This window comes from Aestuariibaculum sp. M13 (assembly GCF_024723255.1).
GTDB classification, from domain to species: Bacteria; Bacteroidota; Bacteroidia; order Flavobacteriales; family Flavobacteriaceae; genus Aestuariibaculum; species Aestuariibaculum lutulentum.
In genome coordinates this window covers 345,956-359,498 of the sequence record NZ_JANIAC010000004.1, presented here as the reverse complement: position 1 = coordinate 359,498, position 13,543 = coordinate 345,956, and the positions used below count along the sequence as shown (strand labels likewise).

Annotated in this window: 9 protein-coding genes; 5 read left to right on the top strand and 4 right to left on the bottom strand. The window is 36.2% G+C overall.

Translation table 11 applies throughout. The features are described 5' to 3' along the window. Positions 1-2: 2 nt before the first annotated feature. Complete coding sequence (locus NO995_RS15090; RefSeq protein WP_258228220.1) at positions 3-4,694, bottom strand: S8 family peptidase; 4,692 nt, start codon at positions 4,692-4,694, stop codon at positions 3-5. Positions 4,695-5,148: 454 nt separating this feature from the next. Here NO995_RS15090 and NO995_RS15085 point away from each other — a divergent pair, with 454 nt between their 5' ends. From NO995_RS15085 to NO995_RS15065, 5 genes are all read left to right on the top strand, one after another. Next, positions 5,149-6,039 (top strand): YitT family protein, encoded by an 891-nt coding sequence (locus NO995_RS15085; protein WP_240573515.1) that lies wholly within the window; start codon positions 5,149-5,151, stop codon positions 6,037-6,039. Between the two features lie 313 nt (positions 6,040-6,352). Then, positions 6,353-6,754 carry a hypothetical protein gene (locus NO995_RS15080; RefSeq protein ID WP_258228219.1) on the top strand — a complete coding sequence of 134 codons (402 nt, stop codon included), beginning with the start codon at positions 6,353-6,355 and terminating at the stop codon, positions 6,752-6,754. Positions 6,755-6,842: 88 nt separating this feature from the next. Continuing rightward, positions 6,843-7,565 (top strand): DUF2092 domain-containing protein, encoded by a 723-nt coding sequence (locus tag NO995_RS15075; protein ID WP_258228218.1) that lies wholly within the window; start codon positions 6,843-6,845, stop codon positions 7,563-7,565. A gap of 18 nt (positions 7,566-7,583) precedes the next feature. After that, positions 7,584-8,663, top strand: a complete 1,080-nt coding sequence (locus NO995_RS15070) for a DUF6515 family protein (RefSeq protein WP_258228217.1) — start codon at positions 7,584-7,586, stop codon at positions 8,661-8,663. 208 nt (positions 8,664-8,871) lie between these two features. Continuing rightward, positions 8,872-10,128: a glycoside hydrolase family 27 protein gene (locus NO995_RS15065; protein ID WP_258228216.1), complete on the top strand. Its 1,257-nt coding sequence runs from the start codon at positions 8,872-8,874 to the stop codon at positions 10,126-10,128. Positions 10,129-10,185: 57 nt separating this feature from the next. On the opposite strand, the gene NO995_RS15060 is transcribed toward NO995_RS15065, so the two are convergent. The 3 genes from NO995_RS15060 to NO995_RS15050 all read right to left on the bottom strand — a co-directional run bounded on the left by NO995_RS15060 (position 10,186) and on the right by NO995_RS15050 (position 13,542). Next, positions 10,186-11,202: a zinc-binding dehydrogenase gene (locus NO995_RS15060; RefSeq protein WP_258228215.1), complete on the bottom strand. Its 1,017-nt coding sequence runs from the start codon at positions 11,200-11,202 to the stop codon at positions 10,186-10,188. Between the two features lie 159 nt (positions 11,203-11,361). Beyond that, positions 11,362-11,802, bottom strand: coding sequence for a heavy-metal-associated domain-containing protein (locus NO995_RS15055; protein WP_258228214.1), 441 nt, complete (start codon positions 11,800-11,802; stop codon positions 11,362-11,364). Positions 11,803-11,820: 18 nt separating this feature from the next. Beyond that, positions 11,821-13,542, bottom strand: coding sequence for an efflux RND transporter periplasmic adaptor subunit (locus NO995_RS15050; protein ID WP_258228213.1), 1,722 nt, complete (start codon positions 13,540-13,542; stop codon positions 11,821-11,823). Position 13,543 lies beyond the last annotated feature (1 nt).

Sequence of the window (13,543 nt, the reverse complement as noted above, 5' to 3'; positions counted from 1 at the left end):
ATTTATTCTTTTAAAATATTATAGGTTCTTATCTCTGATTCGCTGGCTACCTTAACAACATACAGACCTGTTGGTAAACTTGACATATTGATTTCCTTAGTACTAAGAGGGCTATCAAATGTTCCTGCATCGATGACTACAAATCCGTACATATTAATTACCAAAACTGAAACATTACTCTCCATAATATTCTGCTCAATATAGAGCGTGGTCGAAACTGGATTTGGATAAACGGAATATGCTCCATCCAGTTTAGCATCACATTTACCGCTTTCACTAGTAGATGCCGAGGATACCGAACTTTTTTGTGTACCATCATAGGTTGTTAGACTCCAAACCAATTGAGTCCCATCAAATTGAATCTCAAATATTCCTTCTCCTGGCATAAATACCGTTGGTAAAACACCACTATGAGGAGCACCTGTTAGCTTATTATCTTCTCCTTCATTAACATATACAGGATAATTATTATCATTTTCATATCTGTAAACTACTGTATATTTTAAATTACCTATAGCATTCGGATCGTAAGCAACACAATCGGCATAAGTTCTTACCTTTCTATTGCTATCTGAAGGGTTCACGAATACATGAGATGTATTGGAAATTATAATGTAATTTTCAGGTTCTGTTATTTTAATATAATACGATCCAGGAATACTGGTATCGTTAAAACTATTACCTGTATCATCTACAAAATAATAAGGCACACCACTTGGAAAGACCGTGCTTTCATCATCACCGGAGACAAAGCCATCAAATTCGAAAGCTAAATCGGGGTTTTCACCTTGAAGTACAACAGAATCATCAGGAGAAATAATAACATGAAGTGTTGCAGGGGTTATGGTTAAAGCGCCATAGGATTCATCATACAAAGAATTTATAACGTAATTTTTAGGATCTCTTATTTTAATCTGATATTCACCTAATGTACTAAGCTCTGACAATTCAAACTCCTGATTATCTTTCACAAAATAGAATGGCACGCCATCAGGAAAAACAATTTCAACAGACTCCATAGCTTCACCTTCAAATGCCCAACCATCAAATGTTGTAATATCCAAAAGCATGGCTTCAGTCAAATCAGTTCCATAAGGAATGGAAATGTTTTCTGTACTTACATTTAAATCCTTAGGATTAATAATAACATTCCCTATGCCATACGTAATATTAAAGTTTGCCGACATTTCATTCAAAAATGCTCCTGGATACACATAATTCTTATCTTCCTCCGTTGTTACATCTATACCAGTTAACATATTTAAAGCATAAATTTCAGAAATAGCCCGTTCATCATCAGTCCCATCTTCAGGAGGCGCATCCTCAGCATCTACTATTGTAAACACCTCAGCATACCCTTCATAAGGCCTCTCCGGATCATCTGAACTTACTAAAGCCTGAAATTTACTAACCAATGCCTGAAATTTATTTTCTATACCTAACTCCACATCGCCAGCAAATAAATCTTCAGCGCTTACCAAAGCTTGAAACTTACTCACTAAAGCCTGAAACTTACTTGTTGTTCCACTATCAAAATCTTCGCGTGCATCTATATAGTTAGTAAAATTATCATTATCTAAACTTATCACACTCATTCCACTAACTAATGCCTGAAATTTATTTTGAATAGTACGTCCGGAAGCACTCCAACTACCTCCATTTAAAAAGGTCATATCATAATTACTAACTAAAGCTTGAAACTTACTAACTAAAGCCTGAAACTTACTAGGAATACCATCCTTAAAATCACTGGCATGGGTTTCATCAATCAATAACCTAAATCCTTCTTCATCAGATATTCCTGTTCCATTAAATTGATAATTAAATCCAATAGTAATTGGATCCCCATAAGTATACTCTACATCTTCAGGCGTAATTGTTAAATCTTTTTTAGTAATCGTCAAATACCCTATTTTACCTATTTCCGGATCTGAATCGATATAGCCTGAAACGAAGTTTACCTGATATTTCTCGGATAACTCAGTAGATAACTCTTCTGCAAATGATGGTGTTATCACATAATCAAAAACAATGGGATATTCTCCTAATGCCAATTTTTCGTCCGCTCCCGAACTTAACACGACTTCAGGAAATCCTAAAGCTGCCATAATCTCAGGAAAAGATAAGGTTGAATCACCAATATCTTCAGGAGGCAGACCTTGAACATAATATGATAAACTAATATCCTGACCATATTCAAAAATAGCATTATTTGGCACAATATTGATAGCATATCTGCCATCAGGTAAAATTTTAACCGGATCGGAAAACCCACCATTCCCTTCAGTTCCAGGTTTTGGTGCTGTATAGATTTTTAAATCCGGGTTTCCTGTAAACTCTGGAATTATTGCTATAATTTCAGTATCGGAAATCACCTGAATATCCGTAATTTCCTTACCATCAAAATATACCTTGGCCGGATATGGCTCTTCACTTAAAGACGGAAAAAATTCTCCTATAATAGAAAGCTGAATAGGTTCTGCTCCCGGATTCCCTGTTAAAATAGTTAAAGACGTAATATTAGCTGTCTGTGCCGCCAGACTTTTAAAAGCATTTACCGTATTTAAAAACTGTGCTGCTCCGCCATCCCGAGCTGTGAAACCAACCGCTGTATTCTTAAACGTTGACAAGGCATCAGCATCTGAAAATGTTGAGGCTCCCGAACCATCAGGGTACCAATATGGTAATGCCGACTTAAGTAATGCCATGGCGGCGGCGGCATGAGGTGCTGCAGCAGAAGTTCCATAAAAATTTAGTGCATCATCTTTATCGCAAGTGTCACATGTTGCCAGTTGACCAATAGTTGTGGAAGCTGTATTCCCGCCATCTGGCGCATACATATCAATTTCTAAATTTACACCATCTTTTAATAACCCTCCATAACTTGAAAACGCTTCTGCTACCGGACTATCTGCAAACCTATAATCTACAGCTCCAACGGTAATGGATTCCGGTGTCATGGCATGTCCACTAACTGTAGGTGCTCCCGTACCGAAGTACTCTGGGAATGAAAGACCATCTGGTGTACCGTCTTCGGCCGTTGTTCTGAACGCAATATATCTAAATGGCACATTTGTTGGTCCGTTTGCACTCGTTATTAAAATATTCGCATCGCCTGTCCCTGTGGCTTTAAATACTATAATTTCAGTCGGGTCTCCATTCACATTTACACGATTATTTCCAACTAATAATCGACCCGAATCATCAACAATATAAATATCCAAATCGTTATCGGCTCCAACCTGATTTTGTTGTGATGCCACATCCTCCTTCCATTGCAATACAACCAAATAAGTTCCCGGAACAACACTTATTTTCTGTAAATAATCCTCGGAACCATTAGAATTCGTTCCAAAAACATGAGCAACTGTAGGTGTTCCGGCTGGTATAAAATTCGTTATTGGCGTTCCTGAAGAACTATTAAAATTAGCCTGATAACCTTTATTCGCAATGTTACCGGCGGAGGTATAATGAAAGCCACCTGTTTGACTTACAAAAGCCTGAACACTCTCTGAAATTCTACCAATCCCGAAGAAGGGTTCAGTAATAAACGTTATATCATCAACTATCAAATCGCAACCAGCATCTTTTAACGCATTAAATCCCACTTCAAACTGTCTTGGAGAAGCCGTTGCCGTATGAAATGCCAAAGAAGCTCCGGGCGCTACATCATGAATAATCTGTAACATGGCCCGACCTTCATCAGATGATTTATATTTATTATCAGCTAAAACCTGAACACCAGAAGGTAATTCCCCATTTTCAACATCTAGAGCAGCATATTCCGGACCTCCCAAGGCCATATCATAACTATCAGATAACACCCCTACCTTTACTCCCGTTCCGTCTACAGGTAAAACCGTTCCATCGCTTTGAATGATTCGAAAGGATTGTCTCACCAAATCTGAAGTCTGTGCGCCATCACCTTGCGAAACAATTCCTCCGGAATTATTGTAAGCCGGATAAACGGGCCTTGCAAAATTTATAATATCTGAATAATTATTAAGGAGACATACATCAGAAGGGATAATATACACATCAATTGCAGCAAGATTAAGGTATTCAGATACAGCCAGTAAGAAATCGGAATCAGGAATATTGAAGACCGGGCCTTGCAATAAATCCAAAACCGCTTGCATTTCACCGGCCTTAGGCACAATCTCTACTAACACCTTTCCTTCATCAATTTGAAAAATTAAATCGGAAGGTGTTTCTCCTGCAACACCATCACATAAAGCTGAAAGTTTCTGACCAATAATATCATAAGATTTTCCATTATTCCCCACCACAGGGAAAACAATACCATCGTCATCATAACATTTATTCGAATTAGCATTCGCTATAACGGTATGGGTATTTCCGTTACTAATAATAGTCCACTCTACATAATCATGCGGTCCATATATCTTTGTAAACGCCTTTTCAACAGACCCTGGCTTGAATTTATTTAAACCTTTAGCTACTTTTTTTCCGTTATTTGTTTTAACAATACTACCCGACTCATCAATTACAACTTCCTTATTAGTTGGGTTATAATAGCTAAAAGTAGCCTGATACAGACCATTGGTTAAATCTTTTACACATTCAACAACTGGCATAATATCTTTATTCTTTTGTGCAAAAGACGGTAATGAAATAAAAAAAACTATGAGGCAAAACAAAAAGACATCCTGAGGTAAGTAATTTTTTTTCATAAAAACAGATTTAATGTTAAACCCACTTTCTACGATGCGCTAATTCGTAAAAAATGATTAAAAATTACTATAACATAAATCTTAGAGAGGTTGAGAGGTGACCCGAGAAGCCTCGTAAATTTACCACAAATAATTGATTCTTAAGTAAATAAACCAATATTTAACATAGTCTCACTTTTTATGTTAATAAGTTAAATATTCATCAATAAAACCATCGATTATTTAAAAACTAATCATGTTTTATTTTTTAACTGATTATCAAATACTTAACAAATGCAATAACAAACACCAATTTTAAGCAACAAACACCACAAGAGGTTTTACTATTTCTTCACCAATACTCCAACTATATATTTTTTTGCGTACCTTAGACTAGCCTCAACCAAAACCAGAACCACCTCTTTTCGAATTAATTAGCAGCAATCTATAAGTTTCATTATTTAATTTAATGTCTATGAGTCATGTTAATTCTGAAGAGTTACACTTCAAAACCATTTTTTCGTTCAGATCCTTATCCTTAACCCTTTTAGGTGTTTGTTTTGCGGTATTTGCCATAAAAGGTTTTATGATACCAAATCATTTTCTGGATGGTGGTCTTTTAGGTATTTCCATTTTAATTCATGAGTTCTATCACATTAGTGTGAGTATACCTCTGGTTTTACTTAATCTTCCTTTTGTGTATATAGGCTATTTAAAAATTAGCAAAAATTTTGCAGCCAGCTCATTTATTGCTGTTATTCTATTAGGACTTATGATGCACATTTTACCTGTACCGGAAGTCACTAACGACCATTTTTTAACCGCAATATTTGGTGGTGTTTTTGTTGGATTAGGTATTGGATTTGTTATACGCGGAGGCGGTGTAATAGACGGACTTGAAGTTATTGCCGCTTACACCAACAAAAATATTGGACTATCTACCGCTGAAATTATTATGACAATTAATACAACCTTATTTTTAATCATTGCCTTCTATTTAGGCATCGAAAAAGCCATGTATTCTATTGTCACTTTTTATACGGCACTAAAAACATCTGATTATGTCGTTGACGGATTTGAAAAACTTATTTCCTTAACCATAATAGCCCCAGACTCTGAAAAGGTAAAATCGTTAATAGTTAACGATTTTAAAAAGGCAGTTACCGTATACAAAGGCGAACGCGGTAACTTACCTGGGTCTTACGGTATAAAACAAGACTGTGATATTATTGTTGCCGTTGTCACCAGAATTGAGGTGCATAAAATAAAAAAAGCGATTAGCAAAGCAGACCCAAAAGCCTTTATGTATGTGCAAAATATTAATGAAGTTGGAGGCGGTATTGTAAGCAAACGAAGCAACCACTAAAACCATTAATTTTCAACATTTTAATTAAAAAATAACGCCAGAGGTTCGATTCGTTTCTTGCTCGGGTTTTGTTCGAGTTTCGTTCGAGATTTGTTCAGTTATAAAAACAGGGGCATTTTCATGTATTTTATCAAAAAGTATCGCTAGACGAACAACCTCACAACTTAACTCATATTAAACCAAAGTATTAGTCTTTCCATTCAATTTTAATTCACCTAAGTTATCTAAATATTAAAATTCGAAAAGATGTAAGAAAAAGTGAAGATAATTCACTAAATTTAAGACAGAATATGTTAAACCTAAACCTTTTACAATGAAATATTTATTTATACTATTCTTTTTAGTTTCTGTTGCTACACAGGCTCAAAACGACAACTGGAAAAAATTAGCAGAAAAGACTGTTGCTTTTCAAAATGAAAAAGATAAAGTATCACTTTCAGGCTCTGAAAAAGACATTACCAAAGTAAAAATAACCTGTACGCAGGGTACTCTGGAATTAAAAAGTCTAACCATTGTTATGGAAAATGGTGAAAAAAAGGAATATGATGCCAAAGGCCTTGGGGTTTTAACCAATGGCATGTCCTCTGTACCTTACGCCGTGCCAAGTAAAGGCGATAAAGTAAAATACTTAGAAATGGAATACGACACTAAAGGCAAGGTCCTTTTAACCAAAAGAGCTAAAGTCGAAGTTTGGGGTAAAAAAGGAAAAGATTAAAACATAATTAAAAGCCAGATTTCATGAACATTAAAGTGAAATCTGGCTTTTTTGTCTCTATACCTAAAGCATTTTAACAAAACATTTTATGAAAAAACTCTTAACCCTTTTCAGCCTTTTTGCTGTTTGCTTTTCTCAGGCACAGACAAAAAGTATAGACTCTACAGCTGTTTACATTCTGGATAAAATGGCAGACATCATTGGTAGTCTTGAATCTGTAAAATTCGATATTAATACAGCAACAGATAAACTAGACGATAATGGTAATTTAAGCACTTATTATGCAATGAGCCATATAGCTATGACAGGTCCTGATAAATTCACCTCAACAACTACCGGTGACTCAGGTAATTTTGGATACTGGTATGATGGCGAATATGTTTCTTATTATTCATTAAGTGAAAATAATTACGTTACTCTTGAAGCACCAGACACTATTTTAACCATGATCGACTCCATGCATACCGCATTCGATTTTAAGTTTCCGGCAGCCGATTTTTTCTATCCATCATTTACAGATGATCTTATTGAAGATTTCAACACGATAAGCTATGAAGGACAACGCAGTATTGATGGCGAAAAATGTTTCTACATTACTGCAACAAATAATGAAAAACACATTCAGCTGTGGATAACAAGCAACACAACCATGTTACCAAAACGCCTGATTATTGTATACAAAAAAGAAGGCAACTTACAGTTTGAAACTAATTTCAACAACTGGGAGTTAAACCCAAATATTCCGGAAACCATATACAATTTCACCCCGCCACCGCATGCCAGTTTAATCAGTATTATGGCAAAATCCTAACCTTAAATAAACATAACTATGAAACTTATATTAAACAGCATTAAATACTTTTCAGCTACAGCCTTAATAGTTATTTTAAGCTTGGGAACCACCGAAAACTTAAACGCACAACGCTTAAAACATCCGGTGTCAAGAGGTGGCAATACAAGCATGGCTCACAAACCGGCAAGTCGCCCGGTAAGCAGACCCACTACAGCAAACCGAAAAGTCACAACCCCAACAAACCGAGGCGGCTCCATAAATGGTGGTCATACCAAAGTGGTTAACAGAAACAATTTACCTAACCGAAATACAAACAACAAAACGACTATAAACAGGAACAAACCGACTACAAACAATAATAACAAACAGGTTATTAACAGAAATAAACCAACAAATAACAAACAAGTTATTAATCGAAATAAAAATACTTCAAATGTAAAAACGGTAAATCGAAGACCTGGAAATACCGGTGGTGGGCACAATAACATTAACATTAATAACAGTCATAACAATATTAACATCAATGTTAATAACAATCACCACAACCACAGAAACACTTATGTAAGACACAGCCATTCGCATTATTCGCGACCACCTTACATTTTTGGAGGTTTTAGATTTTACTGTCACAGACCATATTTCTACCACCCGTATCGTCCATACTACTGGGGTCCACACTGGCATCCATGGGGTTATTTTGTAACCACATTAGCCACAACAGCCATTATTGTTGCCATTATTGACGACAGCAATGATAATAACGAGGAATACCATTACGACAATGGCACGTACTATTTAAAAACCGAAGATGGTTTTGAAGCGGTTCAGGCACCAATTGGTGCTCAGGTACCTTCTATCCCTACCGAGGCCGAAAAAGTCACTGTTAACGAAACTAATAACTACTATTACGGCGGTGCTTTTTATGAACAAAATGCCGATGGCTATATTGTAGTACCTGCAACAGCCGGAACTATTGTACCTAACTTACCGGAAGGTGGTGAAGAAGTTAAAATTGGCGACCAGACCTTTGTACAGTTTGGAGACACGTATTACCAACCTATTCAGGTAGACGGTAAAGACATGTACGAAATCGTAGATGTGCTTGAAGATGAATAAAAACAACACTAAACAATTAATGGGAACACCATAGCAACCATAGCAACGCTCTCTTTTAATGAGGGCGTTTTTTTTGAAATATAAATTCCTTATTCTTTTTTTTTTTGCACAGCAAGCAAGGGTTTACTACTTTTTGTGTGTTATTGATTAATAAACAATCAACTCAAATCCAAGAACTAAAACTTTTTGAGAATACACCTTTTATTAAATGAAACCATACAAACTTCTATCTTACACTTTATTATTATCCGTTTTCATATTTTCATGTAAACCTCCAAACACTTCTGAAAAGCCACTTGAAAACACCACACTCCATCCTCCATTAATGGGCTGGGCATCGTGGAACAACTATCGCATAAACATTAATGAAGACATCATTAAAGGACAGGCTGATGCTTTAGTAAATCAAAAATTAAATGATTATGGTTACACGTACTTAAATATTGATGATGGATATTTTGGAGGTCGAGATGAAAACGGGAAAATAAAATCTCATGAAACTCGTTTTCCCACTGGCATGAAAGCCATGGCGGATTATATTCACTCCAAAGGATTAAAAGCAGGCATCTATTCTGATGCTGGTATTAACACTTGTGCTTCTTACTGGGATAAAGACACCATTGGTGTAGGCATGGGGCTATACGGTCATGATAAACAGGATTTAAACTTGTTTTTAAAAGATTGGGATTTCGATTTTATAAAAGTAGACTGGTGTGGTGGCGAATGGTTAGGCCTTGATGAAGAATCGAGATATACTGAAATTGGTAAACTTGCCAAATCGATAAAACCTTCTGTAATCTATAATGTTTGCCGCTGGAAATTCCCTGGCAAATGGGTAACACAAGTCGCTAATTCCTGGAGAATAAATGGTGATTTAGCAGATACTTTTGAATCGGCTTTAAAAACCATTGACGCCAATGCCGACTTATGGCCTTACAGTTCCTACGGACATTATAACGATATGGATATGCTTCAGGTGGGACGTGGTATGACTTACGAGGAAGATAAAACTCAGTTCTCGATGTGGTGCTTAATGCATTCGCCTCTTTTATTAGGAAATGACTTAACTACACTATCGGAAGAAACCAAAGAAATCATAACCAACGAAGAACTTATTGAATTAAACCAAAGCACATTTGTTTACCAAGCCAGAAGAGTGATTGATTACGGCGAAACTGAAATCTGGGCAAAACCGGTAACCTCAACCATGAGTGGTATTGTAGCGGTTGCTTTATTAAACAGAACTAATGAACAACAAGACATTAGCTTTAATTTAAAAGATATTGGAATTGACGCTTCAGATGGTTATGACACTAAAAATTTGTGGTCTAAAGCTACTCAACCATCTTCAAAATCGTCTTCTATTACAAAAACGGTACCTGCTCATGGGGTTGTGGTTTTAAAAATTACTGGGACATCAATTCCGTACAACGTTTTTCAGTATAAAGACAAAAAACAAAACTAACAGACATAAAAAAGGCTTGGATAAACCAAGCCTTTTTTAATATTTTCAAACTGAATATTAATTGCAGTTTACAACCACTTTTACCGATTGACTACTATCTGCCTGAACTTCAAAAGCCTTTGGCAATTCATCTAATGGAAAACGGTGTGTAATAATTGGAGTTACATCAACCTTACCACTTTCAACCAACTCAATCGCTTCTGCAAAATCTTCATCTGTATAAAATAAAGACCCTTGTACATTTAAACGTTTGTAAACAACCAAATTAGGGTTCAACGTTGTTTCTTTACTGTAAATAGCCAAAACCGTCATTTTCCCATCTGGAGCTAAAAGTTCTAAACATTGTGCAAACAAAGCACTCACTCCCGTACATTCGAAAACCGAAGTTAAATTCGGTAATTTCCCTGTATAATCAAGAGCATTAACCTCGCCATACTGCTCAACAATAAAATCTTTTAAATTCCCATCTTTTGTTGGATTAAACGTAAACTTAGCTCCTAAGGTTTTAGCTAACTCTAGACGTTTTTCACTAATATCAGTCGCGATAATGTTCTCAATACCTTTACTTTTCAAAGCAGCAATAGTTACTAAGCCAATGGTACCACAACCCGACACTAATACATTATCTGATGACGTTAAATGTGTTTTATTAATCGCTGCCAAACCAACGGTTAACGGCTCTAAAAGCGCGCCTTTTTCACTGTTAATTTTATCAGATATTTTAAGGATGTTTTTCCCTAACTGTGCCTGATCAATTTTTACTTGTCTAGCAAATCCGCCAGGAGCCAACCCTAAACCTACACCATTATACATCGGATTAACCACCACGCGATCGCCAACATTTAAGCCTTCAACATCTTTACCAACAGCTGTTAGCTCTCCACTAAACTCATGTCCTAAAACAGAACCTGCTGGCACTAACCCTTCGTGGTAGATATGCAAATCTGTTCCGCAAATACCGGTTGCTCCTACTTTAATTATTACGCTATCGTCTGTTAAGTTTGGTAAATCTCTTTCTTCCACTTGTATATTATGGATACCCTGGAATACACCTGATGGATTATTTTCTTTCATCTTTTCTTCGCTATTTTTTAATCATTTTATACTTATAGTAAAGATACAACCTTTACAATAGTTGATTATAAGGGTTTAACAAAATACAACACTGAAAATCGAAAATTTAACAACAGATTAAGAAATTTAAGACTTTGGTAATATTGACTTATTAATCTATTACATGTGGTGTTCGTCATGAGATTCAGCCGCGTTTTCTCCAGACTGATTCATCTCCATAGCATGGTCATACTGGCAACACCCCGGTAAATTTTTATAAGCTTCTTCGCTTCCTGCAACTTTTTCTGTATCGTATCCTGAAGCAGCAATAGCCTTATGAATGGCCATAGCATCGGTTTTTGAACCATCAAAAGCGACATCGATTTTCTTTTTGTTAACATCCCAATCTGCTTTTGCTACACCTTCAACAGCATTAACTGCTTTCTCAATAGTATTTTTACACATCCCGCAATTACCGCGAACACCAAAAGACAATTCGGTTAACGCAACATCTCCAGCCATTTCTGTTTGTGTTGATTCGGCTTCTCTCTTTGTTTCATTTTTGCAGCTTACTAAACCTAACACTGCAATAACTGCTAAACTTAAAATTACTTTTTTCATGATTTTTAATTTATTTGATTATTCTATAATTTGTTTTACTTCTCCACAGGTTAACATGGCGTCTCCGAAATACGGATTTAAAATTTTATCTTCTTTGCTTAACCAATAGGCTCCGTTATTATCATTGGCCATTGGGCAAAACTCTAAAAAGACTTTTTCATTTATTCCGAAGGATTGAACAGCACTTATTAAGGCATCCGACAATTCTTTAAAATACTGTCTTTGCGCATCAATGTTAGAAGACTTTAAAATAGACGCTGTATTATTTTCTATCGCTTTTAACTGAGACATCCATCGCATGTGAGCTTCATTTTCTTTCAACAACTTCATATCGACTTTCATCAGGCTTTTTTCTAAACTTTGAGATGCCTTAGAAGCTGTTTCTGCATCTCCTTCAACCAATGCGTCTTTCAAAGTTATATATTCATCATACACAGATTTTAGCTGCGACTGAAAATCTTTAGACACTGTTAACCTATTTGTTTCCTGTTCCTCAGATTCCATCTTCATTTCTTTTGGATGGTTCATCATCGATTTTTTGCCTTGTAATTGCGCTGCAGCATCAACAGTAAAGGTGCCGTTAGTAACAATTTCATCACCAGCATTTAATCCTTCTAAAATTTCAAAAGTCTCTCCTAAACGATTTCCTAAAGTCACTTCACGCATTTCGAAAACAGAGGCTGTTTGACTGGCTTTTAAGTACACCACTGAACGCTCTCCCGTCCACATCACAGCGGTAGCTGGAATGATCAACATGTTTTCACGGTGTGCATTACCTCCTTTAATTTCAGCCTGAACAAACATCCCTGGTTTAAATTCTCCATCTGTATTTTTAAGAACCACACGTAAACTCACAGTTCTTGTATTGGCGTTAAGTACCGGATCTACAAAATCGACTTTACCATGAAATACTTTTCCCGGATAAGCTTTTGCTGTAACCTCAATATCCTGTCCCTTTTTAAATTGTGATATTTGATTTTCATACACATCGAAATTAGCCCATACCGTGCCTAAATTGGCAATTTTTAAAAGTGGCTGACCTTGTTTTATATAATCACCCTGATTCACTAATTTTTGAGTTACCACACCAGATACTGTTGCATACACAGGAAGATTTTCCTTAACCTTTCCAGTGGTTTCAATATTATTGATTTGACTATCGGAAAGTTTCCATAATTTCAATTTATTCCTCACAGCCTGATACAAATCCGGTTGGGATGCCTTCAACGAAAGCGCTGTTAACAATTCCTGCTGAGCCGCGTACAATTCTGGAGAATACACTGTTGCTAACAATTGTCCCTTTTTAACAGCTTCCCCTGTAAAACTAATATTCAATTTTTCAATTCTACCGGAAACGTAACTTACCTGAACAGCATTTTCACTTTCATTTTCAGCAATTTTACCTGATAAATTAATACCATGTTCTTCGCTGGCCACATTTCCAACCACGGTTGTTTGAATATTTGCTAAAGCCATGGCGTTTTCAGTTAGCTTAAACTGATCGGCACTTAACCCCTCTGAACCGGCTTCAGCTGGTATTAAATCCATACCACAAATAGGGCAATCTCCAGGTTCAGGCTGCATAATTTGTGGATGCATCGAGCAGGTCCACATTTGGGTTTCCGATATTTCAGCATCGTGAGTATGCTCTGTTTCCTGCATTGATTTCCCTCCAAATAATACCCAACCTAACAAAAGGCCAACACCTAAAATCGCCGCGTATATAATATATTTTTTCATT